The organism is Bacillus sp. X1(2014) (assembly GCF_007678255.1).
Genome location: NZ_VEED01000014.1, coordinates 56,686 through 82,340, shown reverse-complemented (window position 1 = coordinate 82,340; position 25,655 = coordinate 56,686). Strand labels below are relative to the sequence as shown.

Annotated in this window: 31 protein-coding genes; 24 read left to right on the top strand and 7 right to left on the bottom strand. The window is 39.0% G+C overall.

What is annotated here, in order from left to right; genetic code table 11:
• Positions 1-37: 37 nt before the first annotated feature.
• Positions 38-418, bottom strand: a complete 381-nt coding sequence (gene kapB / locus FS608_RS21585) for a kinase-associated lipoprotein KapB (protein ID WP_144554646.1) — start codon at positions 416-418, stop codon at positions 38-40.
• 116 nt (positions 419-534) lie between these two features.
• Here kapB and FS608_RS21580 point away from each other — a divergent pair, with 116 nt between their 5' ends.
• The 6 genes from FS608_RS21580 to FS608_RS21555 all read left to right on the top strand — a co-directional run bounded on the left by FS608_RS21580 (position 535) and on the right by FS608_RS21555 (position 4,470).
• Positions 535-1,278 carry a peptidylprolyl isomerase gene (locus FS608_RS21580; protein WP_144554645.1) on the top strand — a complete coding sequence of 248 codons (744 nt, stop codon included), beginning with the start codon at positions 535-537 and terminating at the stop codon, positions 1,276-1,278.
• A gap of 93 nt (positions 1,279-1,371) precedes the next feature.
• On the top strand, positions 1,372-1,581 hold the full coding sequence (locus FS608_RS21575) for a hypothetical protein (protein ID WP_144554644.1): 210 nt from the start codon (positions 1,372-1,374) through the stop codon (positions 1,579-1,581).
• A gap of 84 nt (positions 1,582-1,665) precedes the next feature.
• Positions 1,666-2,193 (top strand): superoxide dismutase family protein, encoded by a 528-nt coding sequence (locus tag FS608_RS21570; RefSeq protein ID WP_144554643.1) that lies wholly within the window; start codon positions 1,666-1,668, stop codon positions 2,191-2,193.
• A 154-nt stretch (positions 2,194-2,347) separates the two neighbouring features.
• Positions 2,348-2,767, top strand: a complete 420-nt coding sequence (locus tag FS608_RS31670; RefSeq protein WP_144554642.1) for a hypothetical protein — start codon at positions 2,348-2,350, stop codon at positions 2,765-2,767.
• 127 nt (positions 2,768-2,894) lie between these two features.
• Positions 2,895-4,091, top strand: a complete 1,197-nt coding sequence (locus FS608_RS21560) for an alanyl-tRNA editing protein (protein WP_144554641.1) — start codon at positions 2,895-2,897, stop codon at positions 4,089-4,091.
• A 115-nt stretch (positions 4,092-4,206) separates the two neighbouring features.
• Positions 4,207-4,470 (top strand): DUF1871 family protein, encoded by a 264-nt coding sequence (locus tag FS608_RS21555; RefSeq protein ID WP_144554640.1) that lies wholly within the window; start codon positions 4,207-4,209, stop codon positions 4,468-4,470.
• Positions 4,471-4,603: 133 nt separating this feature from the next.
• Here FS608_RS21555 and FS608_RS21550 read toward each other — a convergent pair whose 3' ends face one another.
• Complete coding sequence (locus FS608_RS21550; RefSeq protein ID WP_144554639.1) at positions 4,604-4,801, bottom strand: helix-turn-helix domain-containing protein; 198 nt, start codon at positions 4,799-4,801, stop codon at positions 4,604-4,606.
• Between the two features lie 234 nt (positions 4,802-5,035).
• Between FS608_RS21550 and yugI the strand changes: the two genes are divergently transcribed.
• The 5 genes from yugI (at position 5,036) to FS608_RS21525 (ending at position 10,845) form a co-directional block, all read left to right on the top strand.
• Positions 5,036-5,440 carry a S1 domain-containing post-transcriptional regulator GSP13 gene (gene yugI / locus FS608_RS21545; protein ID WP_144554638.1) on the top strand — a complete coding sequence of 135 codons (405 nt, stop codon included), beginning with the start codon at positions 5,036-5,038 and terminating at the stop codon, positions 5,438-5,440.
• Positions 5,441-5,609: 169 nt separating this feature from the next.
• Entirely contained in the window at positions 5,610-6,809 is a 1,200-nt protein-coding gene (locus FS608_RS21540; RefSeq protein ID WP_144554637.1) for an ornithine--oxo-acid transaminase, read from the top strand.
• 27 nt (positions 6,810-6,836) lie between these two features.
• Entirely contained in the window at positions 6,837-8,120 is a 1,284-nt protein-coding gene (locus FS608_RS21535; RefSeq protein WP_144554636.1) for a Glu/Leu/Phe/Val family dehydrogenase, read from the top strand.
• Between the two features lie 94 nt (positions 8,121-8,214).
• Positions 8,215-9,378: an iron-containing alcohol dehydrogenase gene (locus tag FS608_RS21530; RefSeq protein WP_144554711.1), complete on the top strand. Its 1,164-nt coding sequence runs from the start codon at positions 8,215-8,217 to the stop codon at positions 9,376-9,378.
• A 120-nt stretch (positions 9,379-9,498) separates the two neighbouring features.
• A complete protein-coding gene (locus FS608_RS21525) occupies positions 9,499-10,845 on the top strand; it encodes a glucose-6-phosphate isomerase (RefSeq protein WP_144554635.1) in 1,347 nt (448 codons plus the stop codon).
• Positions 10,846-10,891: 46 nt separating this feature from the next.
• On the opposite strand, the gene FS608_RS31420 is transcribed toward FS608_RS21525, so the two are convergent.
• Positions 10,892-11,014 (bottom strand): hypothetical protein, encoded by a 123-nt coding sequence (locus FS608_RS31420; protein WP_260871769.1) that lies wholly within the window; start codon positions 11,012-11,014, stop codon positions 10,892-10,894.
• A 528-nt stretch (positions 11,015-11,542) separates the two neighbouring features.
• Between FS608_RS31420 and FS608_RS30890 the strand changes: the two genes are divergently transcribed.
• Together FS608_RS30890 and FS608_RS21520 are read left to right on the top strand one after the other, a co-directional pair.
• On the top strand, positions 11,543-11,704 hold the full coding sequence (locus FS608_RS30890; protein WP_222127390.1) for a hypothetical protein: 162 nt from the start codon (positions 11,543-11,545) through the stop codon (positions 11,702-11,704).
• A gap of 43 nt (positions 11,705-11,747) precedes the next feature.
• Entirely contained in the window at positions 11,748-12,155 is a 408-nt protein-coding gene (locus FS608_RS21520; protein WP_144554634.1) for a YugN-like family protein, read from the top strand.
• Position 12,156: 1 nt separating this feature from the next.
• On the opposite strand, the gene FS608_RS21515 is transcribed toward FS608_RS21520, so the two are convergent.
• Complete coding sequence (locus FS608_RS21515) at positions 12,157-13,143, bottom strand: potassium channel family protein (RefSeq protein WP_144554633.1); 987 nt, start codon at positions 13,141-13,143, stop codon at positions 12,157-12,159.
• Between the two features lie 241 nt (positions 13,144-13,384).
• On the opposite strand from FS608_RS21515, the gene FS608_RS21510 reads away from it, so the two are divergent.
• The 5 genes from FS608_RS21510 to FS608_RS21490 all read left to right on the top strand — a co-directional run bounded on the left by FS608_RS21510 (position 13,385) and on the right by FS608_RS21490 (position 17,614).
• Positions 13,385-13,546 carry an aspartyl-phosphate phosphatase Spo0E family protein gene (locus tag FS608_RS21510; protein WP_144554632.1) on the top strand — a complete coding sequence of 54 codons (162 nt, stop codon included), beginning with the start codon at positions 13,385-13,387 and terminating at the stop codon, positions 13,544-13,546.
• A 162-nt stretch (positions 13,547-13,708) separates the two neighbouring features.
• Complete coding sequence (locus tag FS608_RS21505; protein WP_144554631.1) at positions 13,709-15,385, top strand: DUF6044 family protein; 1,677 nt, start codon at positions 13,709-13,711, stop codon at positions 15,383-15,385.
• 19 nt (positions 15,386-15,404) lie between these two features.
• Positions 15,405-16,445, top strand: coding sequence for a glycosyltransferase family 2 protein (locus tag FS608_RS21500; protein WP_144554630.1), 1,041 nt, complete (start codon positions 15,405-15,407; stop codon positions 16,443-16,445).
• Positions 16,411-16,833 (top strand): GtrA family protein, encoded by a 423-nt coding sequence (locus tag FS608_RS21495; protein ID WP_260871768.1) that lies wholly within the window; start codon positions 16,411-16,413, stop codon positions 16,831-16,833. Before FS608_RS21500 ends, FS608_RS21495 begins: the two co-directional genes overlap by 35 nt.
• A 154-nt stretch (positions 16,834-16,987) precedes the next feature.
• The gene (locus tag FS608_RS21490; RefSeq protein WP_144554628.1) at positions 16,988-17,614 is read left to right on the top strand and encodes a LysE family transporter; all 627 of its coding nucleotides are present in this window, start codon (positions 16,988-16,990) and stop codon (positions 17,612-17,614) included.
• A 37-nt stretch (positions 17,615-17,651) separates the two neighbouring features.
• Here the strand turns inward: FS608_RS21490 and FS608_RS21485 are convergent, their stop codons facing one another.
• Both FS608_RS21485 and FS608_RS30495 read right to left on the bottom strand, forming a co-directional pair.
• A complete protein-coding gene (locus tag FS608_RS21485) occupies positions 17,652-19,007 on the bottom strand; it encodes an amino acid permease (RefSeq protein WP_144554627.1) in 1,356 nt (451 codons plus the stop codon).
• Positions 19,008-19,025: 18 nt separating this feature from the next.
• A complete protein-coding gene (locus FS608_RS30495) occupies positions 19,026-19,187 on the bottom strand; it encodes a hypothetical protein (RefSeq protein ID WP_186328846.1) in 162 nt (53 codons plus the stop codon).
• A gap of 230 nt (positions 19,188-19,417) precedes the next feature.
• On the opposite strand from FS608_RS30495, the gene FS608_RS21480 reads away from it, so the two are divergent.
• Positions 19,418-20,173 carry a yteA family sporulation protein gene (locus tag FS608_RS21480; protein WP_144554626.1) on the top strand — a complete coding sequence of 252 codons (756 nt, stop codon included), beginning with the start codon at positions 19,418-19,420 and terminating at the stop codon, positions 20,171-20,173.
• A gap of 56 nt (positions 20,174-20,229) precedes the next feature.
• Here the strand turns inward: FS608_RS21480 and FS608_RS21475 are convergent, their stop codons facing one another.
• A complete protein-coding gene (locus FS608_RS21475; RefSeq protein ID WP_144554625.1) occupies positions 20,230-20,445 on the bottom strand; it encodes a YozQ family protein in 216 nt (71 codons plus the stop codon).
• Between the two features lie 99 nt (positions 20,446-20,544).
• On the opposite strand from FS608_RS21475, the gene FS608_RS30490 reads away from it, so the two are divergent.
• The 5 genes from FS608_RS30490 (at position 20,545) to FS608_RS21455 (ending at position 25,646) form a co-directional block, all read left to right on the top strand.
• Entirely contained in the window at positions 20,545-20,682 is a 138-nt protein-coding gene (locus FS608_RS30490; protein WP_186328845.1) for a hypothetical protein, read from the top strand.
• 67 nt (positions 20,683-20,749) lie between these two features.
• Positions 20,750-21,700, top strand: a complete 951-nt coding sequence (locus FS608_RS21470) for a cation diffusion facilitator family transporter (protein WP_313958728.1) — start codon at positions 20,750-20,752, stop codon at positions 21,698-21,700.
• A 229-nt stretch (positions 21,701-21,929) separates the two neighbouring features.
• Positions 21,930-22,868 carry a magnesium transporter CorA family protein gene (locus FS608_RS21465; protein ID WP_144554624.1) on the top strand — a complete coding sequence of 313 codons (939 nt, stop codon included), beginning with the start codon at positions 21,930-21,932 and terminating at the stop codon, positions 22,866-22,868.
• A gap of 152 nt (positions 22,869-23,020) precedes the next feature.
• Positions 23,021-24,280 (top strand): S8 family peptidase, encoded by a 1,260-nt coding sequence (locus FS608_RS21460; RefSeq protein ID WP_144554623.1) that lies wholly within the window; start codon positions 23,021-23,023, stop codon positions 24,278-24,280.
• Between the two features lie 145 nt (positions 24,281-24,425).
• On the top strand, positions 24,426-25,646 hold the full coding sequence (locus FS608_RS21455) for a tetratricopeptide repeat protein (protein ID WP_144554622.1): 1,221 nt from the start codon (positions 24,426-24,428) through the stop codon (positions 25,644-25,646).
• Positions 25,647-25,655: the final 9 nt, after the last annotated feature.

The window sequence follows — 25,655 nt, the reverse complement described above, 5'->3', positions numbered from 1 at the left end:
AAGGCCAAATCATTCAAACTGATTTGGCCTTTAGCATTTATATTTTATAATCTTTTTCAAGCGATTCCAAGGCTCTCAGACTCATTTCAGCCCATTCTGAAGGTGTTTCTGCTAAGTCCTGTTTTATTTTGGCTAACGCCTCTTTTAATGACTCCTTATAATCGGGAACCTCATTCTCAAAGGGCTTAACCATTTTGAGGGGAATATTCGCTTGCTCACGATAGCTGAGTGCTTTTCTTTCATGAAAAATTAGTACATCTGCATCTTTAGGGCTATGTAAATCTCCTTGCATGGGATGTTTAAGTACAGCTAGAACTCGTACTAAATAATGCTGCGGGCGTACCTCCGTTATTTCACCGATATATTTCCCTGTTTTATAAATGGCAGTTACAATACTACCAATTTGTAATTCTGACACAAAAAAACACCCCTTTCGCTTTTCCTCTTTTATTTTAATATGAAACATAGTAAATTAAAAACAATGTGTGAAATTATTTTATTTCGGTTAAAGTGAAAAAATTGGAGGAATGATATATGAGAAAGAATCTGCAATTCTTACTAACATTATTTACAATTGTTCTAGTTTTGGCAGCATGTGGGACAAGCACGGAGAAAGAAGATGCAACAACCAAAAAGACCACGCCAAAAGCGGAACAAAAGGAAGGGGACCAAACCGTGTCAAATGCTGTCTATCCTCAGCTTTCAACAGAGGTTCTAGATAATGAAAAGGTCGTTGAAATGGAAACGTCAATGGGAAACATAAAAATCAAATTGTTTCCTAAGTATGCCCCAAAAGCAGTTGAAAACTTTATTGAACATGGTAAAGAAGGCTACTATGATGGACTAATTTTTCATCGGGTCATTAAAGATTTCATGATCCAGGGCGGTGACCCGAATGGTAATGGTACTGGCGGGGAAAGCATTTATGGCCAGCCTTTTGAAGATGAATTTTCCAAAAACCTTTATAATCTCCGCGGTGCCTTATCAATGGCTAATTCTGGCAGTAATACAAACGGAAGTCAGTTTTTTATTGTACAAAGCTCGTCACTGGATCCAGCCATGAAAGAACAAATGGAAAAAGCAGGATATCCAAAAGAAATTATTGAAGCATATGATAAAAACGGTGGTACACCGTGGCTTGATCATCGTCATACTGTTTTTGGACAAGTGGTTGAGGGCATGGATATCGTGGATAAAATTGCTAACACACCTGTTGGCGCCCAAGATAAACCTGAAAAGGATGTAATCATTAAGAAAATAAAGGTGATAGAAGAATAACAGTTATAGGTAAATTGAGAAAGTGGTATGAAATGTTTTTTGTTGCTATAATGAATTATTAGAGCAGTTCCTTTAGAGAAAGGGAGAAGAAAAATGTTTCATCCATCGGTACTTTCATTGTTTTTATACTTTCCGGAAGATAAATCGGAATATATACCTGCTGCGATCACCTTTATGATTTTCCTAATTGGAGCCTTTCTAACAATGCGCGTCATCATTTTGGTCTCTAAACGCGAGGCAAAAAAGGCAAAAGAATTAGAAGAACAATTGAAAAATCAAGAGCACTCTCCAAGGAACAGTTAACCCAATACTGTTCCTTTTTCATTGGATAAAGGAGAGCGGGATTGTTCATACTAAGGGCAAATTGTCTAGTGTGGGGGTATACATATGAAGAAAAGTTGGATGATCATTCCACTTCTCCTTCTAACAGGATGTACAGAAGAGAATATCAAAAAGGTTGAAGTGGAGATGTATAATTCGGTCGGAGATTCCCTCGGCAAAGTAAAGGTAGCTGAGCAATCCAGCGGCGTAAAATTATCAGTAGATTTAAAAGGCCTGCCAGCCGGGGAGCATGCGATTCATATCCATGATAAAGGAAAGTGTAAAGCTCCAGATTTTAAATCAGCAGGAAACCATTTTAATCCTGATAAAAAGGAGCATGGACTTCTTCATCCAAAAGGTGCTCATGCAGGGGACCTGCCTAATTTAATTGTTGGGGATGATGGGAGTGTTAAAGCAGATTTAATGGCACCCAATGTCACCTTGAAAGATGGAAAGACATCACTTTTTACAAAAGAGGGTACCACAATCGTCATTGATGAAGGGAAAGATGATGGCATGACACCGCCTTCGGGAGACTCTGGAAAACGGATTGCCTGTGGTGAAATTACAAAAGATAAAAAAGCGGGTCAATAGAAGTGACGGAATAAGAGATAATATTATTTGGAGGCTATCAACTAAGTGTGATAGCCTTTTACATTGAATTTTTTTCTTATAAATAGGTAAGAATCTATGCTTATCCTAATAGTGGACATACACTAGCATGGAGACGGTTTAGGAGGCGATAAAATTGGAAAAAAGACAATTTTTTGGCGGATTTCCGGGACAACCTGTTTACCAGCAAATGGGCTACCCACAAATGGGAGGCTATCCGCAAATGGGGGGACATCCACAAATGGGAGGCTACCCGCAAATGGGGGGACATCCACAAATGGGAGGCTACCCGCAAATGGGGGGACACCCACAAATGGGAGGCTACCCGCAAATGGGGGGACATCCACAAATGGGAGGCTACCCGCAAATGGGGGGACATCCACAAATGGGAGGCTATCCGCAAATGGGAGGCTACCCGCAAATGGGGGGACACCCACAAATGGGAGGCTATCCGCAAATGGGCGGTTTTCCTCAAGGCATGGGCGGTTTCCAACAAGGTGGACAAAAACCACCAACGATGCCTACTTCTTTTGGACAGCGTAAAGAAAAGAAGTAATTAAATCACATTTGAGTTAGAATAAACTGTTCCTCAAATAAAGGAGGAGCAGTTTTTTGTTTGCTTGCTTTATTTTCCTTTTTTTCAGACAATGAGTTTATAAATATATATTGGAGTGACCACAAACATGGAGAACAAGCTTTATTATCAAGATTCATACATACAAACTTTTAAAGCAAAGGTGGTAAAGCAAGAACAAGACCCAACTGGCAGCTGGTATATTGTATTGAATCAAACGGCCTTTTATCCAACCGGCGGCGGGCAGCCGCATGACCTGGGAACAATTGCTGATAAAAAGGTTATGAATGTGGAAGAAATCAATGGAGAAATTCGACATTACCTTAAGGGGCCAATAGATAATACAGGAAAAGAAGTCAGAGGGACTATCGATTGGGAAAGACGCTTGGATCATATGCAGCAACACGCGGGTCAGCATCTCTTATCTGCGGCATTTGACAACTTATTCGGATACAAAACAATCGGGTTTCATTTAGGGGCAGAAATGCTCACCATTGATTTAGAGACGGAACATCTTATCCAGCAACAAATAGAGGAAGCAGAGGAACTTGCAAATCAGGTCATCCTAGAAAACAGACCGATTGAGACGAAATGGGTCACAGAAGAAGAATTGTCTCAATATAGTCTGCGAAAAGAGACAAAAGTGAAAGAGGATATCCGCCTGGTTATTATCCCGGATTTTGATGATAACGGGTGCGGCGGTACACATCCAAGAGCTACTGGTGAGGTTCGAGCAATAAAAGTATTAGATTGGGAACGCCAAAAGAAGAAGATCCGGGTTCAATTTGTTTGTGGGAATCGAGTAGTTACACAGCTTGGAAAAAAACAAACAGTACTCCTTGAATTAACCAAAATCCTCAATGCACCTGAAAAGGAAATGGAACAGGCTGTCGTCCGTCTCCTTGAAATGAACAAAACATTAGAAAAGACCCTTGAACAAACTCAGGAAAAAATCCTCCAATATGAGGCGAAGGACTTCCTAGAAAATAGAAATCAAAATGAGAGGCTGCTCGTAAGTAAAGTATTTCAAAATCGGTCCATTCAAGAACTGCAAAATTTAGCACGAATCATCACTACTGAAGATGAGGCTGTAATTGTTTATTTTGTATCAGAAAATGATAAGCGATTGCAAGTAGTTTGTGCGCGCGGACAAGCTGGAAAGGAAAGTATGAAGAAAGTCATCGCTCATGCCCTGCCGCTAATTAATGGAAAAGGAGGCGGAAATGATGCTTTCGCACAGGGGGGCGGTGAAGCGCTAATGTCTGGAGAGCAAATGCTCCATCATTTATTGGATATAGCACGATAGTTGGTTGGTTGATACTTCAATCTTTTTACACCTCACTCCTTAAGAAGTATACTGGAACCACATCAGGGCAATATAAAAGTGCCCAGGTTAATCCAAAATTTGGGAGTTAAAAACAATGAGAAAAGAACTGCAAACCAATTTGCAATATGTGGATCTATTAAATGAGTGGGACCCTTTCAATTTAGCTAATGGAGGATATGACACAGAAATCGCTGATACCATTCAGGCAATCCATGAACTAGATGATTGTGATGAGTTGGCCAAAAGAATACAAAGCATTTATGATTTTTCATTTGAAAAAATGATTCCGTTAGAAGAGTGCTTGAAGATAGCAAAAGAATTATTAGTCATTAAAGCAAATGATGCTTGTTCTATTTAACGATTTAGAGCAAAAAAAAAGGACATACCATGATGGATGTCCACTTCAAAAAGGGGGGAATACTAGAAAGCCTTATGATATAAGGTTATCCAGTATTCCCTTTTTTATGCAGTAGCGTAGAAAAAAACTGTAATTATTGTTTTATTAATTCTGTAGCAGGAAGATCTAATGCAGTTGATAACTTTAATAATGTTTGTGTGCTTGGAATTTGTTCCCCAGATTCGTATTTCTCAATTGTGTGAATTCCAACTCTTACTTTTTGTGCCAGCTCCTCCTGAGACATATGGAGCATTTCGCGGGCATTTTTAATGGTTTGGCCGATGGTATTCAAACTGGATCACCTTCCCTTTAAAAATAGATTTCCTCACTATTAGTTTATCACGTTTGGTAAATATTTCTTTCCTCATCCTTGAATATTATGTTAAGATTTTTCGACAATTTCAATTAAGTAAACTTTTATTGTAGGTGATTTTTCATTCTTTTTTTGATTAAAGGTATTCTTTGTGATATAATATTATAATGCGTATATATGGGATAAAATAATTAATTACTTAGGAGTGTTTTCATGTCAGAAAAGATCGAAACTGGAAGTATTTTAACAGGTAAAGTAACAGGAATTCAACCATACGGAGCGTTTGTTGCGCTCGACGATAATACACAAGGTCTTGTCCATATTTCTGAAATTACACATGGCTATGTTAAGGATATTAACGAGCACCTTAAAGTAGGGGACGAAATTAAGGTAAAAGTATTATCAGTGGATGAAGGTGCAGGCAAAATTGGTCTTTCTATCCGTGCTACAGAAGAAGCTCCTGTTCAGCAGGCTGCTCCTAAAGCAAAGAAGCCTCGTAAACGTCCAGTTGCTCCGATTATTCCAGAAGTGGAAGGTCAGCAAGGATTTAACACATTAAAGGATAAATTGCAAGAGTGGATTGATCAGTCACAACGTGAAGATTTAATAAAAAAATAAAATCAAGAAAAGCCTAGACCCAATGCTATGATTAGCTTGTGCTAGGCTTTTTTTTACATAATTAGAGCTTTTTTAGTGATAAAGTTTTAATGGGGTGTTCATTCTTTTTTCATGCTCGGCTACAATAGTACTATATGTACATAATATACAATGAAACGGGGGTTTATTTATGACAGCAAATGTAAATACGAATGAATTAATTGCTAAAACAGAGAAATATGGAGCTAATAACTATCATCCTCTCCCAATTGTCATTACAAGGGCAGAAGGTGTTTGGGTAGAGGACCCAGAAGGCAATAAATATATGGATATGCTTAGCGCCTATTCAGCTGTGAACCAAGGGCATCGTCACCCAAAAATTATTCAAGCGTTAAAGGATCAAGCTGATAAGGTTACATTAACTTCCCGGGCATTTCACAATGACCAACTTGGTCCGTGGTATGAAAAAGTATGTCAATTAACAAAAAAAGAAATGGTATTACCCATGAATACCGGGGCGGAGGCAGTGGAAACGGCTGTGAAAACGGCACGCCGCTGGAGCTATGATGTAAAAGGAGTGGCTGAGAACCAAGCGGAAATTATTGCTTGTATTGGGAATTTTCACGGCAGAACAATGACGGCTGTTTCCCTTTCATCAGATGACGAGTATAAACGCGGGTTTGGACCCATGCTCCCAGGGATCAAGCTAATCCCTTATGGTGATTTAGAGGCATTAAAAACTGCGATTACACCTAATACAGCGGCATTCTTAATTGAACCGATTCAGGGAGAGGCTGGGATTGTTATTCCGCCTGAAGGCTTTATGAAGGCGGCCTATGATTTATGTAAAGAAAACAATATTTTGTTTATTGCTGATGAAATTCAAGCTGGTTTGGCCCGGACAGGTAAAATGTTTGCTTGTGAGTGGGAAGGGATCGAACCGGATATGTATATTCTTGGTAAAGCACTAGGCGGCGGTGTATTCCCGATTTCATGTGTTGTCGCTGATAAAGATATTTTAGGTGTATTTAACCCAGGATCACACGGCTCTACTTTCGGGGGAAATCCAATGGCATGCGCAGTTTCCATAGCAGCTCTTGATGTGTTAGTGGATGAAAAACTTGCAGAAAAATCGTTAGAACTTGGCGAGTATTTTATTAGTAAATTAAAAGAAATAAAAAATCCAATCATAAAAGATATTCGCGGCCGTGGCTTATTTATCGGTGTAGAACTATCTCAGCCTGCACGCAAATATTGTGAGCAATTAAAAGAGCAGGGGCTATTGTGTAAGGAAACCCATGACACGGTGATTCGCTTTGCGCCACCGCTGATTATTAGTAAAGATGAACTGAATTGGGCTTTGGAGAGGATTAACAACGTACTTGGATGAAAGGTAAAAAATACTAGGGGTGCAAAAATGGGGATTTATGATGTAACAAATAGTGGCGGTGATAAGGTTATAGAGAAATTAGACCTGCTCACATCAACACAGATTGTTATTCATGATGCATTAAAAAAGATGGGCTATAACGAAGAAATGTTCGAATTATTGAAAGAACCATTAAGAATGTCAGATGTTAGAATTCCCGTTCGGATGGACGATGGTTCGACCAAAATATTTAACGGGTATAGAGCTCAGCATAATGATGCAATTGGGCCGACCATGGGCGGGGTTCGCTTTCACCCTAAGGTCACTGCAACTGAAGTGAAGGCATTATCGATGTGGATGAGTTTGAAGTGTGGAATCGCTGACTTACCATTTGGCGGGGGAAAAGGAGCGGTTCTTTGTAACCCGCGGACGATGTCATTTGGTGAACTTGAACGATTAAGCCGTGGTTACGTTCGTGCAATCAGCCAAATTGTCGGTCCGACCAAGGATATCCCAGCACCCGATATGTACACTAATTCTCAGATCATGGCATGGATGATGGATGAATACAGCCGTCTCCGCCAATTTGATTCTTCTGGTTTTATTACCGGCAAACCCCTTGTACTTGGAGGCTCTGAGGGCCGGGAAAGGGCAGGAGCAAAGGGCGTAACCATTTGTATTGAGGAGGCAGCCAAAAAACGGGGTATTAGCATTAAGGGATCCCGTGTCATCATTCAAGGGTTTGGAAATGCAGGCAGTTATGTGGCAAAGTTTATGCATGAAGCAGGAGCGAATGTAGTTGGAATTTCTGATGTTTATGGAGCCCTTTATCATCCTGATGGATTGAATATAAATTATCTGTTGGATCGCCGGGACAGCTTTGGTACAATTACTACTCTATTCGAAGGGACAATCACCAACAAAGAATTGCTTGAGCAGGAATGTGATGTATTAGTACCGGCAGCGATTTCAAATCAGATTACCGCTGAAAATGCCTACAACATAAAGGCTAAAATTGTTGTAGAAGCTGCAAACGGGCCGACCTCGCTTGAAGCAACCAATATTCTTACCGAACGTGGGATATTGCTTGTACCAGATGTTTTGGCTGGAGCAGGTGGTGTTACCGTCTCCTATTTTGAATGGGTTCAAAATAAGCAAGGGTTTTATTGGAGTGAAGAAGAAGTAGAAGTGAAATTGCGCCAAAAACTGGTCAAATCTTTCGAGGATATTTATCAACTTTCGCAATCTAGCAACGTGGATATGCGATTGGCTGCATATATGATCGGCGTCAGAAAAATGGCAGAAGCCTCCTTATATAGGGGATGGGCATAAAAAACTTCCTTGCATCATAATTGGTGCGAGGAAGTTTTTTTGCAAAAAGAATCATAATAACTAATAATGAGTAAGGAAAGGATGGTGTATGATGATGGAAAATTTTACTTTTTTGAATCCAACCAAATTGATTTTTGGAAAAGGTGAGTTGGAGCAACTAAAAATAGAAGTACCTTGTTACGGTAAAAAGGTTTTGCTTGTCTATGGCGGCGGCAGTATTAAACGAAGCGGCTTGTATGAAAATGTGATAAATTTATTAACAGAAATTGGAGCGGAGATTTTTGAACTCCCAGGAGTGGAACCGAACCCGCGGATTACTACTGCACGAAAAGGGGTAGAAATCTGTAAACATGAGGGAATTGAATTCTTGCTTGCGGTCGGGGGCGGAAGTGTCATTGATTGTACCAAACTTATTGCTGCCGGTGCGAAGTATGAAGGTGATGCTTGGGATCTAGTTATTAAAAAGGCAATTGCACAAGATGCACTGCCATTTGGTACGGTGTTAACGCTCGCTGCGACGGGTTCAGAAATGAATTCAGGCTCGGTCATTACTAATTGGGAAACAAATGAAAAGTATGGCTGGGGAAGTCCGGTTACCTATCCAAAATTCTCGATCTTAGACCCCGTTAACACATTTACGGTGCCAAGGAATCAAACCATTTATGGCATAGTGGATATGATGTCACATGTGCTTGAACACTATTTTCATTTAGAAGAAGATACAGATTTTCAAGACCGCATGTGTGAATCTTTATTGATTACCGTAATGGAAACGGCACCTATGTTGCTTGCGGATCTAGAAAATTACCAGCACAGGGCAACCATTCTTTACTGTGGGACGATGGCTCTCAATGGAATCTTAAATATGGGATATCGCGGTGATTGGGCTACACATAATTTAGAACATGCTGTATCGGCCGTATATGACATTCCACATGGCGGCGGACTGGCTATACTCTTCCCACATTGGATGAGGCATAATCTAGCGGTGAAGCCTGAACGCTTTAAGCAGCTTGCCGTTCGGGTGTTTGGTGTAAATGCAGCGGACAAGAGTGCAGAACAAATAGGTCTCGAAGGGATTCAAAAATTACGGGAGTTCTGGAATAGTATTGAAGCACCGTCCAGTTTAGCTGATTATGATATTGATGATTCAAAAATTGACTTAATGGCAGACAGAGCAATGGAAAACGGCGAGTTTGGGAATTTTAAAAAGTTAAACCGTGAGGATGTTTTAGCTATTTATCGCGCATCACTATAATATAAATACTTAAAAAGAAATTTGTCGAAAATGGGTGCGCTTTCAATGGTGGACCTTCCTTGATAATCATCCCATCATTCGTTAAAGTGATTATGTAAATAAAATTATGGAGGATCATGCATGACACACGTTCGTTTTGATTACTCAAAAGCTTTAACCTTTTTTGGAGAACATGAACTTACATATTTACGTGATGCCGTAAAAGTTGCTCATCATTCACTACATGAGCAAACCGGTGCAGGTAATGACTTTCTAGGGTGGATTGACCTTCCAACCAACTATGATAAGGAAGAGTTTTCACGCATTCAAAAATCAGCTGAAAAAATCAAAGCTGATTCTGATGTTCTTCTTGTTATTGGAATTGGAGGATCGTATCTTGGAGCAAGAGCTGCGATTGAAATGTTACAGCATAGCTTCTATAACGTCCTTCCGAAAGATAAGCGAAAAACACCACAAGTGATTTTTGTAGGGAATAATATTAGCTCCACTTATATGAGAGATTTGATGGATCTCCTTGATGGAAAAGACTTTTCTATTAATGTCATTTCCAAATCGGGAACTACAACTGAACCAGCAATTGCTTTCCGCATTTTCCGTAAGCTTCTTGAAGAAAAATACGGTCAGGATGAGGCGCGCAAACGAATCTATGCCACAACAGATAAGGCAAGAGGAGCTCTAAAGACCTTAGCAACAGAAGAAGGCTATGAGACGTTTGTCATCGCTGATGATATTGGCGGACGTTATTCTGTTCTAACAGCAGTTGGTTTGCTTCCAATCGCTGTAAGCGGGGCAAACATTGAGAAGATCATGGAAGGTGCAGCGTTGGCACAAACAGACTTTGGTCATTCCGAACTCGAAGATAATGCTGCTTACCAATATGCTGCTGTTAGAAATGTGTTGTACAACAAAGGTAAAACCATTGAAATGCTGATTAATTATGAGCCAGGTTTGCAATATTTTTCAGAGTGGTGGAAACAGTTATTTGGCGAAAGTGAAGGTAAAGATCAAAAAGGTATTTATCCTTCTTCAGCGAATTTTTCAACGGATCTTCACTCACTTGGACAATATGTTCAAGAAGGACGCCGTGATTTGTTTGAAACAATCATTAAAGTGGAAACTCCTCGTCACGAGCTGAAAATTGAAGCCGAGGAAAATGATTTAGATGGTTTGAATTATCTTGCTGGTCAAACAGTAGACTTCGTCAATAATAAGGCATTTCAAGGGACGATGCTTGCCCATACCGATGGCGGCGTGCCGAACTTAATTGTGACAATTCCAGCCATGGATGAGTATACATTAGGGTATCTTGTCTACTTCTTTGAAAAAGCCTGTGCCATGAGCGGCTACTTACTAGGAGTAAATCCTTTTGACCAACCAGGTGTTGAAGCATACAAAGTAAATATGTTCGCCCTTCTAGGTAAACCAGGATACGAAGAGAAAAAAGCAGAATTAGAAAAACGTTTATAAAATATCGAAAAGAGAACTGATGGAATACATTCAGTTCTCTTTTTTATTAGGCTCTTATCGTAAACTTTGTTGCTGTGTTCGATTCGTGGCCTATATGGACAACTCTCGTGATTTCAAAGGCAAACGTGTCCGAACATCGGTCGACTTCGGACAGCTTTGGTGATTTCAAAGGCAAATGTGTCCGAACATCGGTTGACTTCGGACAGCTTTGGTGATTTCAAAGGCAAATGTGTCCGAACATCGGTCGACTTCGGACAGCTTTGGTGATTTCAAAGGCAAACGTGTCCGAACATCGGTTGACTTCGGACAGCTTTGGTGATTTTAAAGGCAAACGTGTCCGAACATCGGTTGACTTCGGACAGCTTTGGTGATTTCAAAGGCAAACGTGTCCGAACATCGGTTGACTTCGGACAGCTTTGGTGATTTCAAAGGCAAATGTGTCCGAACATCGGTTGACTTCGGACAGCTTTGGTGATTTCAAAGGCAAACGTGTCCGAACATAGGTCGACTTCGGACAGCTTTCGTGATTTCAAAGGCAAACGTGTCCGAACATCGGTTGACTTCGGACAGCTTTCGTAACTTTAAAGGCAAACGTGTCCGAATTATAATTCCTTCTGTAGATTTTTGTGATTAAATCGGTTCCAAAAACAACAATTATTCCGACAGCTTTTTTTAATAGGCTTGTGTTTAACAGTTAATGTTGATTTTCACTCTGTTGACCTTCGTTCCAGGGCCGAAGCGACCTCGAGGGGCAAGGCGCTGTAGCTGGACAGGCTCCCCGGCACGCCCGCGAACCGCTCGTGCCTGGAACGGAAATCAACAGACAAGTTTAACACAGCCTTTTATTAAAATGATTTGATTTGGAGAAACTAATGGTATCGAAAATTAGGGGGTTAATGTTGATGATTGAGTTACCATCGAAAGTAGAAGGAAAACAGTTTGACTTATACGAACTTGAACAAAAATTAAAACCAATCGGCTATTCGATTGGCGGAAACTGGGATTATGACCATGGTGCCTTTGACTATAAACTTGATGATCAGGATGGCTACCAATTCGTGCGGGTGCCATTTCAAGCCGTTGATGGGCAGCTAGATGATAACAATTGTACGGTTAGGCTAGGAAGACCATTTCTCTTGTCCCATAAATATGAAGCAGGGCTTGATGACGAAGGAAGCACAGGAACCTTTTCAGGGACCATAAATCAATTTCAGGAACCTGTTGATAAGGATGCGAGCATTCCCGAGAAGTATAGAGAATCTGGAACAGCGCTGGTACAGGAATTGGAAATGCTTCTCCTTCAAGATTAAGCTATTTAAAAATTAATAATTGGTCATTCTCTTCAATAGACATTGAGTGGGATGGATTCAGTAATGTATCCTCCCCTCTTTGAATGCCAATTAGGAGGTAGCCTTTTTTTAAGAATAAATGACATACATCGCTGAATGGCTTGCCAATTTCAGGTTCCTCCACTATATAGGATGACAATCTACTTTCCTGTAACTCATGGACGACATTTGACAACAGTCCATCCCCATTTGAGTGCAGACTATTTACCATAAAGACGCTTGTCAATTTATTTGATTGAATCACTTCATCGGCACCGGCTCGATAAGCATTTATTACTTGCTCTCTCGTTAATATTTCAACGATGCATTTTACTTGTGCGCATATTCCTTTAATAGTGAGCAGAGTAAGAATGCTATTCATATCTGCCTGCAGTTCATCGTTTCCTCGATCTGCAGTAATTAGTACCTTCTCCGCATTCTTGATATCACTTTTAACGATGGTGTCATCTACATGACCTTTCCCTTGGATAAAGTGCACAAACCTTGACTTTACTGGGTTTGCTTCAAGCGTTTCGTCAATTAATACTATCATTTGTTGATATTTTGCGGTTGTAAGCTTACTAATTAACTCTTTCGATCGTTCATTCCAGCCGATAATGATAATATGACCTTCACCTTTATAAGGAATTCTCCCTTCGGACAGGGCATCTTGTTTTGTAACGGCAGCTGCGGCCAATGTTCCAAAATAGGAAGAAACAAATGCAACACCGAATAGGATAAGGATTAATGCGGTTAGTCTGCCTAAGAAGGAGTGTGGGACATAATCGCCATATCCTACTGTTGATGCAGTAATAATGGCCCACCAGATGCCATCAAAAATGGTGGGAAAAGTGGCTGGTTCTAAAAAGTGAATAGATATTCCAAATGAGAGAAACACAAGCAATGCCATTAATAGAATTCGGACGAGGAGCGGCAAACGTAAGAAACTGATATACACTCTGTTTGGCATAATCGTCACCTCTTTCTTGTGTCTTTAGCTCCATCACTGAGATTAGGTGCTTAAACAGTTAATTCTATTATTGACGAAAATGAAGCAATCTAATAGGACCAATTGATGATTTTGACAATAGGACAATGTTCACAAAAGATTCTTATATTTTTCTCAAAGCTACTTGTTTTTAATGCCCAAAACTTTTAAATTATGGTTACTACCATTAATATAGTTACATCATAGGAAGAGGGTTAGTTTCATGGGGACTAGTTTAAACACGCTATTATCAAATATTGAAAAAACAAGGGTTGAAATGGTTGAATTAGCGCATCGTTACGGTTACTCTAATCCTAATGTAGTCCAATGCAGTCAGAAGCTCGATTCTCTATTAAATGTCTATGATAATTTTGGAAAACGATAATGTAGGACACACAATAAAACCTTCCGTTGTTTCGGAAGGTTATTTTTTGTATATATAAAATTCCAAAAATCCTCTGTAAAAAAGAGAGAATAAATTTCCTATAAATGCAAAATTTATAACGGAATTGCCCGTTATTAAGTCTTGACCTATGAGGTGAAGAAAGTGCGAATTAAAATCCAAAAAGATCAGAGATTCATCCTCTTTGCTTTGCTTGTTATAGTGACCTATCTTTCTCCACTATTTATTCTACAGGAAAATGCGCATATAAGAGTCCATGATAATCTGGATTCGAACCTGGCTTGGTATAAGGTTTTAGCTAGAAGTGGAGAAATGTTCGGCTCTGTTAATGCAACCATTCCCCAAATAATAAATGGGCAATTATCGAGAAATGCTTTTGGAACAGAATACAGTATCATTGTTTGGCTCTACGCCCTTTTCCCAACGATGATAGCGTATGGTTTAAGCCAAGCCCTGACAAGAATAGTAGCATTTTTTGGAATGTATTGGCTCCTAAAAAAACACTTTTTACCTGGTGAAAAGTGGCTGTTTTTACAAATTGCAACCGCTCTCGCCTTTGCCCTTACGCCGTTTTGGCCGTCAGGGATGCTGAGTACGATGGGGATGCCGCTTGCACTTTGGGCATTCCTTAACATTCGCAACGGTGAGGGAGCATGGAAGGAATATCTGGTGCTCACTCTATTACCTTTTTATGCAAGTATTGTTTTAGGCTTTTTCTTTTTCTTAACGGCTATGGGTGGCTTATGGTTAACCGATTATTTTAGAGGGAAGGGATGGAACCTTCGTTTTTTAATAGCAATAGTTTATATGACATTGATTTTTATGTTGGTTGAATATCGACTCATTTTTTCGTTTCTAGTAATAGATGACCCAAATAGTCGGGATGAAAATATTTATGCAACCCTCCCTTTTTGGAGATCGTTAAGACTTGTTTTAAAAAATTATCTGCTAGGACACACCCATGTGATGACGGTTCATAATTTATTTATCTTACCCCCAACCTTTATTGCTATTTATCTTGTCTACATGAAAAAGCTTTGGAAGCAGGAAAAGATATTTGTATTTTTATTCATTTTAAATATTTTGTTATCGATTTGGTATGCTTTTTGGTTTTATGAAGGATGGATGCCTTTGGTCAAGAGGTTCCATTTTCTGGGTACCTTTAATTTCGCCCGGTATCACTTTTTACGACCGTTGGTGATCTATGTAGGCTTTGCTCTTGCATTAAAAATCCTTTCGCTTCAAGGAAAGAAATGGGCTAGGACGGCTAAGTGTTTTGCCATCTTGCAGCTCCTCTTATTAGGGTTGTTTAATGATGAAGTCATTTATCGAGAAAAGCCCACTGTCAAAGAATTTTTTGCTGTGGATTTGTTTCGGGAAATTGAGGAGTATATCGAACTTCCAAAGGAAGAATATCGAGTGGCCAGTATAGGAATACACCCCGCAATCTCTCAATATAACGGGTTCTACACGTTAGATACCTATAATAATTTTTATCCATTAGCCTATAAACATCAGTTTAGAAAAATAATTGAGAAGGAATTGGCGAAAAATAAAAAGGTACGCAAATATTTTAATAAATGGGGCGGTCGTTGTTACATTTTTACCGCTCAACTTGGAAAACATTATATGATCAAAAAAGATTCTAAACAACATTTGAAGAATTTAGAATTGAATACGGATGTTTTTAAAGAAATGGGCGGCCGCTATATTTTTTCGGCTCTGCCTATCGATAAACCCAAGGAAAATCAATTAGTGTATCTTAAAGTATTCGAATCGAAAACATCAGCATGGAAAATTTTTTTATATAAGACATTGTAGACAGTGGGGTTTTAATTAGATGATGGAACCAGTTCTTACAATTGTTGTGCCTTGCTATAACGAGGAGGAGGTTTTACCTGTAACCATATTGCAGCTTCAATATTTGTTGGAAGAACTTATTTCCGATAGGTTTGTTTCGAAACAAAGCAAAATCTTGTTTGTCGATGACGGAAGTCAGGATCATACATGGGAAATGATATATAAAGAAGGATTAAGGAATGAATTTGTTCGGGGCTTAAAGTTATCTAAAAATGTAGGTCACCAAAATGCATTACTTGCAGGTTTATATACAGCAAAGGATCATTCTGATTGCATTGTATCCATTGATGCCGATTTACAGGATGATATCAAAGTAATTCGTCAGTTTTTACAGAAGTTTCATGAAGGGTATGAAATTGTTTACGGTGTGCGGAAGAGACGTAATACAGATACTCTCTTTAAACGATCTACTGCCATCGGATTTTATAAAATCATGGAAAAGATGGGTGTTGACCTCGTTTATAATCATGCTGATTTCCGATTAATGAGTAAAAGAGCAGTACATGAGTTAGAACGATTTAGCGAAGTCAATTTATTTTTACGCGGGATTGTTCCGCTCCTCGGCTTTCGTTCGGATGTAGTTTATTATGACAGGCTTGAAAGGCAAGCGGGGGAAACGAAATATCCTGTAACAAAGATGCTTGCCTTTGCTTTTGACGGAATTACCTCCTTTTCTGTTTCGCCAATTCGCTTTGTATTATTATTGGGACTGATTTCTTTTTTCTTGAGCCTATTCTTTGGAGTCTATTTTTTAACGCTAAAGTTTTTTGGGGATACTGAGACGGGCTGGACATCGCTTATTACCTCGATTTGGCTTATTGGGGGCTTACAGTTAATTGCGATCGGCTTGATTGGTGAATATATTGGAAAAATTTATAAAGAATCAAAGCAGCGTCCAAAATATATTGTTGATATTGATTCCTTTAGTCTGCCGAAACCTAGGAATCAGATACTTAATCAAACAGTAGAGGATGAATCTTATAATCTTGAACTTAGAAAAATATCTGAAACCAACCACTAGCTCGCTTGTTCGTTTTCTCCTTGTGGGTATTGCGAACACATTTATTGGTTTAGGTTGTATATTCTTTCTTCTTTACGTTGTGGGCTTATCCTACTGGACATCCACATTAACAGGAAATGCGATAGGGGCATCTGTAAGCTTTTTATTAAATAGGACTTTTACGTTTAAAAGCAATGTTTCCTATCATGAAGGTGTGCCAAGGTTTTTGGTGCTTATTCTTATTTGTTATTTTTCAGCTTATTTCTGTAGTAAGAAATTATTCGAATTAACAAGTCAATATTATCTGCTTAGCACTTCTATTAAGGAAAGTGCCTCCGTTCTATTAGGAAGTACTTTGTATACAATAGCTAATTATTTTGGACAAAAGTTTTTTGTTTTTAAAGAATAGCTGCTTTCGTTGACTTTGTTGATTTATATAAAATCAGTTGTGAGAGTTTTCCTTGATGTTAAGGAAGCTCTTTTTATTTTTTAGTGGTACAAACCTATTTCTCTGAATAAAAATTATAGACAGGCTTCTACTTATTTATTAGGGAGAGATATGGATGAATGTATTTTTGAGCTATATCCTTTTAGGATTATCGCTGGCTGCCCCGATTGGTCCGATTAATGCAGCGCAGATTGACAGAGGCATAAGGAATGGATTTATGAATTCGTGGCTTATTGGAGTCGGGGCTGTTATTGCAGATGGCGTATATATGCTTGTAGTTTATATAGGAGTTGTCCAGTTTCTTGAAACAGCATTTATGCAAACGTTTCTTTGGTTTTTTGGCTGTTTTGTCCTGATGTATACAGGAATAGAAACATTCATGAACGCGGGTAAAATTAATTTAGAGCAATCCAGAGGGAAGGAACCACTGATAAAATCATTCTTCTCAGGATTTCTTATGTCGATCTCTAATCCCTTAACGATTCTATTTTGGTTAGGGATTTATGGGTCCGTCCTTGCAAAAACAGCTGCATCCTCAAATCCGACTCAATTAGTCCTCTACAGCTGTGCGATTTTTATTGGGCTGTTGATTTGGGATATTGCCATGGCAAGTGTATCAAGCAGTTTTCGTAATTTCTTAACTCCCCGATTACTAGTAGGTATATCTTGCCTGTCCGGTCTTTCATTGATTGGCTTTGGGATATATTTTGGAATGCAAGCTTTTAATGTGTTGTTTGTGTAACAAAAAAACCAGCAAAAAAGAAACTCGCTGGTTTTTTCTACGCAGTAGGCCATGGGCTAAGCACTTTTTTCTTCGACTTTTTCCATTTTAACTGCATGAATAAGGTAATCACTCCGATGATGCCAAGAAAGGCCAGGCTAATAAAAAAGCCTGGTCTGCTTGTTCCATGAAAAAGAGTACCGCTGACGGCAATTAAAATAAACAGGGCGCCAATGGAATACATGATTTTTTCCTTCAGCTTTAACTCTAAAATTTTTCGAGAGGAAGCCAGAATAAAGAGCCAGTTATAAAGGAGCATTAAGGCGGCACCTGTGGTAACCCACTCATAAATTTTATTAGGCAAAACCAAGGCTGAAACAACCGAAGCAGAAATTCCTAACATGGTAATAAGCAGGGATGCCAGCGGGACCTTTAATTTCCCGGGTTTTGAAAAGCATGCAGGTGCATCACCCTCTTCCCCAAGAGTAACGAGCACGCTGGTTACACCATAAAGAGATGCAGTCATTGTTGAAAATCCAGCAATAATTAATGTTGCATTAAAAAAATGAGGAACAAAGGAAAGATGGTATGCATTTAAAGCGACAACAAAGGTACTCTCCTTAGTGTTAAAATGATTCCAAGGAACAATAATGACAGCAAGACCAATCGATACTACATAGATAACCATAAGTGTAAATAACATGACTTTTCCTGCTTTTGGTGCTTCCTTGGGATCCTTTAAATTGGTGGCCATTAATCCAAGAATTTCAATGCCCCCGAAAGCATAGAATGCAAAAATGACTGCTGACCACAAGCCTTTCAGGCCATGGGGCATGATTTCTTTTTGGGTATTCGGATACTGAATAGGACGATCACCATCGATCACCCCAAAAATAGCGAGAAATGCAATTACAATAAACATTAATATCGCTGAGATTTTTAAGACTGCAAGTATATTTTCGAGCTTATTTAAGACCTTTACTCCAATTAAAATCACTACTAGTCCTAAAACTGCGTAAATAGTAGCAAATATCCATAAGGGGATTTTGGGAAGCCAGAATTGGGAAAAAATCGAAAGCGCCGTCATTTGACTTCCCATAATTAACACTTCTGATGACCAGTAGACCCAACCGCTGCTGAATCCGGCCCACCTGCCATAGGCTTTCTTCGCATACGACCGAAACCCGCCTTGTAAGGGTTCTTGGGACGTCATTTTGGATAAAGCATCATAGACGAAATATGTCCCAAGGGCAGCAATCATAAAGGCAACTAAGATCGATGGACCTGTCATTTTAATTGCTAAGCCTGAGCCAAGGAAGAAACCTGTTCCTATCGTACAGCCCACGCCAAACAAAGAAAGCTGCCACCATTTCATGTCGCTCTTCTCATTCCCGCCGGAATTGGATTTACTCATCGAAATCCTCCTTTTTCTCTAAATATCTCTACCGGTCGCTCCTGGTGATTTGTCGGTATTATCTTGATTATTATATTCTGCATCATTAAGCCCGGGTTTTTGGTTTCTGTTTCCGCCTAAATAAGTTGATTGATGTTCCTTTTGCTCCTGTCTAAATTTGTCAAAGTTTTCATTAACCACATAATCGCCTCATTTCTCCTAGTTTGGATATATCTTAAGATACACTCCTGTCCATTTCTTATTCAGTTAATGAACAATCCTGCAGTTAGGTTTTTGATGGAATTAAATTTTCATTACATAATCAACCACGAAAAAAATGAAAATAGAAGAGAAAGATAAAAACAATAAATATAAAGGTGAAATAGATGGAGCAAGATACTTAGCGCTTTTCATTGAAAGGGGTTTATCATATGTTATCAACACAGCAGTTAGCTGAGTTACGTTTACAATTGTTAAAAGAAAAGAGTGAGGTAAAAGAACATATCGAACAAAATGACCATTTTGGTTTAGAAAGAGGTCATTTTCACGAGTCAATGGGAGAGTTATCCAGCTATGATAACCACCCTGCAGACGAAGGAACAGAATTATATGAGCGGGAGAAAGATATTGCTTTAAATGAACATTATCAATTTGAAATTAGAAATATAGATCACGCATTAGAAGCAATGGAAAATGGCACGTATGGAAACTGCGAAGTATGCGGAAAAGAAATTCCTTTAGAACGATTACAGGCATTGCCAAATACAACCTATTGTATTGAGCACAGCCCTGATCAGGTGACTTCTCACAAGCGCCCTGTGGAAGAAGGCGTTTTGATGCCTCCCTTTGGTAAGTTTGATATGGACGAAAAAGACGAGAACGTTGCTTTTGATGCAGAGGATTCTTGGCAGACTGTTGCCGCGTGGGGCACATCCGAGACTCCTTCCGATTTAGCCTTTCCACAGGATAGTTATAGTGATATCTATACTGAAGCAGACGAAAACATTAGCTATGTCGAGGACTATGAAAATTTTGTTGGAAATGACATGTATGGAAATAATATCAAGGTTTATCCAAATCCGCAGCATGAAAGTTACGAAGATGCCCTTGATGAGGAAGGCATCATGACCAGTTTTGGTGATTTACCCGCCTTTGAACACGATCCTTACGTTGATGATGATAAATAATGAGGACATAAAAAGAGAAAACAGCTTCCATAGCGAGAGCTGTTTTCTCTGATTTTTTATTTATCGTAGCCTTTTTGCGGTATTGGTATATCCTTACCGTTCACATCATCAATGACCGCTCCAATTTCACCTTCAGTAAAGGTGTCACTGGCTTGCTCATGTGTAGTTGCTATACCGGCAGATAAATCATCTGTTTCTTGATAATAACTGGGATGATAGAAACTGCCTGCCAATTCTTTCTTAGGATTTGCTTTCTGGTTCTTATTGTCCATCCTGTATTCCTCCCTTTCAATGTTGGATACAAGGGTATTTTTTTCTTTTTTTAACAGGATTACTCCTAATAAAAAATAAATCTAAATGGAGGTACCGTAATGAACAAAAAAAATGAGTTTCCATCACGAGAAGAATTAGATGAGGCGTTTCATTTTCTTCATGATCAAATTAACAAAATATCTGTAGTTGAAGAAGTGGAAATGGTGAAAGGAGAAATGGAAGGCGAGAAAGGATAAGGACATACATATTTTAACTGGCTGCAACATAGCTTGAAGCGGGCAAGACTTTTTTTCTAGACCCATCATGGATGCATTTGCTATGATTTCTAGAGGTATTTTTAAAGGTGGTTTACATATTATGGAAATGAGAGAAACTTTGGCTAAAAAAGTGGCCTGGATTAGTGTAATTAGTAACATTATACTTACATTAGGAAAAATAATCATTGGATTGGTTGGAAATAGTGACGCAGTTTTCGCAGATGGGATTCATTCAGCGGCGGATGTGTTTGCTTCAGTGATTGTCTTATTAGTCATAAAAATTGCAAATAAACCAGCCGATAATGAACATCCATATGGACATGGAAAGGCAGAAGTCATTGTTTCTGGGATAATTGGGATCTTGCTCTTTCTGGTTGCCATTTATGTGGTTTACGAAGGGATTAGCGGTTTCTTTCATGAAGTGGAATCACCGAGCTTTTTGGCGATGTGGGTGGCCCTCTTTTCTTATGTGACTAAGGTTATTCTGTATCGAAGTTCGTTAAAAGTGGCAAAAGCAAATAAGAGTAAGGCCATTGAAGCCATTGCATTTGATCATAAGGCAGATATTGTGGCATCCATTGCGGCTGCAATCGGGGTGCTCCTTTCGATTGCCGGCAGCCGGTTTGATATTCACTTTTTATTATACGGAGACAAGGCCGCCAGTATTTTTGTCGCATATTTGATTTTTAAAATTGCTAAAGAAATGTTAACCGAGGCATTTGATATCTTACTGGAACGGAACATTGATTCAGAGACATTGCAAGAATACGTTGCGGTTGTGAAGGAATTCAATGAAGTAAAACGAATTGACCGAATTAGAGCGAGAGAACTTGGTCATTATGTATTGGTGGATTTGCGCATCTCGATCGATCATTATAAAACCATCAAGCAGGGACATGATTTGGCAAAAGCGATCAAACAAAAACTGATGGATAAAAACGATAACATTCAAGAAGTTTTAATCCATTTAAATCCCTTTTTTGCAGAAGATGAATAAATTCAGAAAAACTCCTTTGTACTTTAAGTGATTAGGGTTTATGATAGGATAGGAAATAAAAAAAGTTAGAGGGAGTTGATATTTTTGAGTTATTCCGTAGACCCGGACCCAAGTAGTAGGTGTGGGGAAGTCAATGTGATCTTTGAATGGATTGAAATGAATAGCAAGAATATCAACTCTAGAAAAGGTTGTTGGCTTCCTCGAACAAAGTGAGTGAGGAGGTTAAATCATGCTGGAAATTTTTAAAAGTACAGAGACAAAAGTATTAGAAACAGTTAATGTTATATCAAAAGGGTGCTGGGTTAATATGTATTCCCCAACCCAAGAAGAAATCAATAAGGTGTCGATGGAAGCCCAGGTCGATGTAGATATCATTAAAGATGCGCTCGATGATGAGGAACGTCCGAGGATTGAACGAGACGATGGCCGCGTGTATATCATTGTCGACTTTCCTTATATCGTTCATGATGAAAATGGCTTTGCTGGATATGAAACCATTCCGATCGGTATTATTCTAACAGATGACTGTATCATAACGGTTTCTTTAAAAGATACCCCCATTTTAGAAGAATTTCGGAAAAACAGAGTAAAAGAGTTTTTCACGTTTAAAAAGACACGTTTTGCTTTGCAAATATTATTCGTTATTTCTTCGTATTATTTACGCTACTTAAAACAAATTAACAAGAAAACAAATGAAATTGAACATGTCGTTCATCAGTCATTAAAAAATAAAGAGTTGTTCGCCTTTCTAGCATTAGAGAAAAGTTTGGTTTACTTTACGACTTCCTTAAAGTCGAATAAAGTTGTCCTCGATAAGATCCTGCGATTTAATTATTTAAAAATGTACGAAGAAGACAAGGACTTATTAGAAGACGTTATTATTGAAAAAACACAGGCGATTGAGATGGCCGAAACCTATCGTTCCATTTTAACTGGAATGATGAATGCCTTCGCATCCATTATTTCCAATAACCTAAACATCGTCATGAAGTTCTTAACTTCGATTACGATTATCTTATCCTTCCCAACAATGGTGGCGAGCTTTTACGGGATGAATGTGGATATCCCTTTGCAGCATGCTACCCATTCGTATGCCATACCACTAGTAATCTCGGCATTTTTAACGAGTTTAACAGCTTTTATTTTTTGGAAAAAGAAATATTTTTAGAAACCAGTCCTTTCAGTGGACTGGTTTTTTTATTAAAAACTAAAAATTTTCCCAACTTTTTAGTTTGGCTCGATTGATATGTAACTGAGATATTTTGAATAGTAATAAGTATCAGTGATGGCTTTTACTTTGGGTGGAGGAGGAGTTTTTTATTGAAGAAAAAGAGAATCGTAGGATCTGTATTACTAAGCTTCATCATGGGAATTTCGATGTTTGCGACCGCAGCATTCGGACAGCAAACAAATGGCCAGGAAACTTATCGTGTGTTAATTCAAGGTCCTGCTTCTGAAAAGGCAAAAGCGAAGGCGAGCTTCGGAATCCGCTGGGATTTCGCAAGCAAAGGGTTTACTACTACCGTGAATGCCCAACAATATCAAGCCCTGCTAAATAACAAGAATTTATCGATTGAGAGATTATCAGAATTACAGTTCATATCTAAGACAGAATTAGCGGCAAAGCCAGGCGGGACAGCAGTTTCAGGACCGAGTGATCAAACACCATGGGGCATTCAGGCCATTTATAATGATCCAGCGATTGCGAGTACTTCAGGTGGAAGTGGAATTAAGGTTGCGGTCCTTGATACGGGTGTCAATGTAAATCATGTGGATTTAAAGAGCAATGTTGAACAATGTAAGGATTTTTCCCAAAATAAAGTCTCATTGGTTGAGGGAAGTTGCGCGGATGGAAATGGACATGGAACACATGTCTCCGGAACGGTTTTGGCCAACGGTGGATCTGGTCAGGGAATTTACGGGGTAGCACCAGGGGCGAAACTTTGGTCCTATAAAGTGTTAAACAACCGTGGATCGGGATACTCTGATGATATTGCGGCGGCCATTCGCAAGGTAGCTGATGAAGCGATCCGCACTGGATCAAAAGTCATTATTTCGATGTCACTCGGGTCAAGCACAAAGGATTCCCTCATCTCGAGTGCAGTTGAATATGCCTATGGAAAAGGGGTATTAATTGTTGCTGCTGCAGGAAATGATGGACCTGGAACCAACACGATTGGCTATCCTGGGGCACTAGTAAATGTTGTAGCAGTTGCCGCCCTGGAAAACGTTCAGGAAAATGGCACCTACCGTGTCGCGGACTTTTCATCACGTGGAAATCCGAGTACTGATGGTGACTTTATAATTCAAGAGCGGGATGTGGAGGTTTCTGCACCAGGAAGGGCAATTGAGTCTACTTGGAATGATGGAAGTTACAACACCATTAGTGGCACATCGATGGCAACGCCGCATATATCTGGGCTTGCTGCAAAGATTTGGGCCGCTAACTCTTCCCTGACAAATAGCCAGCTTCGATTAGAGCTTCAAAATCGTGCAAGGAGTAATGATATTCTGGGCGGGGGCGGATCAGCAACAGGTGATGATTACGCATCAGGATTTGGTTTTCCGAGAGTCAAGTAAAACCTTGAAAGGGGTCATCAGGTCATTTTGACTGATGACCTTTTGGAAGTGAAGTCGAAATTTTTAAAATAGTGGGAAAAGTACTGTTGGAAAAATTCCATTTGATGTAAAATAGGAAAAAAAGAAAGGTTAGTCTGGTGGCAATATGGAATATGGAGCCCTGATTAAATTTTATCGAACGCAGAGAGGAATAACACAAGCAGAGCTTTCAAAGGGAATTTGTTCTGTCCCGCATTTAAGTAAAATTGAAAACAACTCAAAAGAAGCAAATGAAGGGACCATCTCTCTTTTACTAAAGCGTCTAAATATTGGCCTCGAAGAGATGGAGGAGCAGGAAGAAGAAATCAAGTCCTTATTAAAAGGGCTTGACGAGAAGATTAACTTTTACCTTAGAAATGAAATAGAAGAATATTATCAAAAACTTATGGAAATTGAACACCTAATTCCATTCTCTCAATATATTTATATCTACGAACTATATAAGTTCCGCTATTTAATTTTTAAAGGCCAAGTGGATGAAGCTGATGGTCAACGAGCACTTTTATATAAGCAAAAGAAAAATTTTTCCCAACATGAAGACTATTTATTTCGTTATTATAATGCGATATTCTTAATGTGGAAGGGTCAATATCAAAATGCAGATGAAATCCTCGATGCCTTACATACAGAAAACAATAAAGAAACAACCAGTGGTGAATTTCTGTACCATCGATCCCTTGTAAAAAGTTCACTAGAGCTTTCAGGACATGCCATTCATTTCGGAAAAATGGCACTGCAAATATTCATGAATCAGCACAACTTCATCAGAATACTCCACACACTTATGCTGTTAGGTATTAATTATACCCATTCCAATATTTACGAAGAAGCCCAGGATTGTTTTCAACATTTAATCCGCAATGCAGAATTACTAAGAAAAGATAAGTTACTTCCCCAAATCTATCATAATATGGGCCATTTGCAATTTAAAATGAAAAATGCAAAGGAAGCGCTATACTATTATGAAAAAAGTTTGGCCCTGCAGCCAAACAAAAATCAGCATTACCTAGTAACTCTTTATGCAATTGGGGAGCTTCACCATTCTCTCAAATCATTTGAGAAAGCGAAAATTTGTTTTCGAGAAGTGAACCTACTATCAAAAGAACTATCCGTAAAAAAATACCGAATCTTAGCAGACTATTATCTCCTTCTTCTATCATCTCCTGTTAAAGCATTCAAATATTTAGAAGCGAAGGTCATTCCCTACCTGGAAGAGGAAAATGAACATAGCGAAGACTTAACGCATTTTTATAAAATGCTTGCCGACCATTACACACAAAAGGGTCTGGTTATCGATGCAGTTAAATATTTAAATAAAATTATTTAAGTTTAGGAG

Bases quoted from the DNA above. Each gene is read 5' to 3' on its own strand.
- FS608_RS21525 (WP_144554635.1), top strand. From the start codon at position 9,499: ATGACACACGTTCGTTTTGATTACTCAAAAGCTTTAACCTTTTTTGGA.
- FS608_RS21455 (WP_144554622.1), top strand. From the start codon at position 24,426: ATGGAATATGGAGCCCTGATTAAATTTTATCGAACGCAGAGAGGAATA.
- FS608_RS21470 (WP_313958728.1), top strand. From the start codon at position 20,750: ATGGATGCATTTGCTATGATTTCTAGAGGTATTTTTAAAGGTGGTTTA.
- FS608_RS21560 (WP_144554641.1), top strand. From the start codon at position 2,895: ATGGAGAACAAGCTTTATTATCAAGATTCATACATACAAACTTTTAAA.
- FS608_RS21490 (WP_144554628.1), top strand. From the start codon at position 16,988: ATGAATGTATTTTTGAGCTATATCCTTTTAGGATTATCGCTGGCTGCC.
- FS608_RS21575 (WP_144554644.1), top strand. From the start codon at position 1,372: ATGTTTCATCCATCGGTACTTTCATTGTTTTTATACTTTCCGGAAGAT.
- FS608_RS21540 (WP_144554637.1), top strand. From the start codon at position 5,610: ATGACAGCAAATGTAAATACGAATGAATTAATTGCTAAAACAGAGAAA.
- FS608_RS21570 (WP_144554643.1), top strand. From the start codon at position 1,666: ATGAAGAAAAGTTGGATGATCATTCCACTTCTCCTTCTAACAGGATGT.
- FS608_RS21480 (WP_144554626.1), top strand. From the start codon at position 19,418: ATGTTATCAACACAGCAGTTAGCTGAGTTACGTTTACAATTGTTAAAA.
- yugI (WP_144554638.1), top strand. From the start codon at position 5,036: ATGTCAGAAAAGATCGAAACTGGAAGTATTTTAACAGGTAAAGTAACA.
- FS608_RS21580 (WP_144554645.1), top strand. From the start codon at position 535: ATGAGAAAGAATCTGCAATTCTTACTAACATTATTTACAATTGTTCTA.
- FS608_RS21535 (WP_144554636.1), top strand. From the start codon at position 6,837: ATGGGGATTTATGATGTAACAAATAGTGGCGGTGATAAGGTTATAGAG.
- FS608_RS21515 (WP_144554633.1), bottom strand. From the start codon at position 13,143: ATGCCAAACAGAGTGTATATCAGTTTCTTACGTTTGCCGCTCCTCGTC.
- FS608_RS21555 (WP_144554640.1), top strand. From the start codon at position 4,207: ATGAGAAAAGAACTGCAAACCAATTTGCAATATGTGGATCTATTAAAT.
- FS608_RS30490 (WP_186328845.1), top strand. From the start codon at position 20,545: ATGAACAAAAAAAATGAGTTTCCATCACGAGAAGAATTAGATGAGGCG.
- FS608_RS21500 (WP_144554630.1), top strand. From the start codon at position 15,405: ATGATGGAACCAGTTCTTACAATTGTTGTGCCTTGCTATAACGAGGAG.
- FS608_RS21475 (WP_144554625.1), bottom strand. From the start codon at position 20,445: ATGGACAATAAGAACCAGAAAGCAAATCCTAAGAAAGAATTGGCAGGC.
- FS608_RS30890 (WP_222127390.1), top strand. From the start codon at position 11,543: ATGTTGATTTTCACTCTGTTGACCTTCGTTCCAGGGCCGAAGCGACCT.
- FS608_RS21485 (WP_144554627.1), bottom strand. From the start codon at position 19,007: ATGAGTAAATCCAATTCCGGCGGGAATGAGAAGAGCGACATGAAATGG.
- FS608_RS21465 (WP_144554624.1), top strand. From the start codon at position 21,930: ATGCTGGAAATTTTTAAAAGTACAGAGACAAAAGTATTAGAAACAGTT.
- FS608_RS21510 (WP_144554632.1), top strand. From the start codon at position 13,385: ATGGGGACTAGTTTAAACACGCTATTATCAAATATTGAAAAAACAAGG.
- FS608_RS21520 (WP_144554634.1), top strand. From the start codon at position 11,748: ATGATTGAGTTACCATCGAAAGTAGAAGGAAAACAGTTTGACTTATAC.
- FS608_RS21530 (WP_144554711.1), top strand. From the start codon at position 8,215: ATGGAAAATTTTACTTTTTTGAATCCAACCAAATTGATTTTTGGAAAA.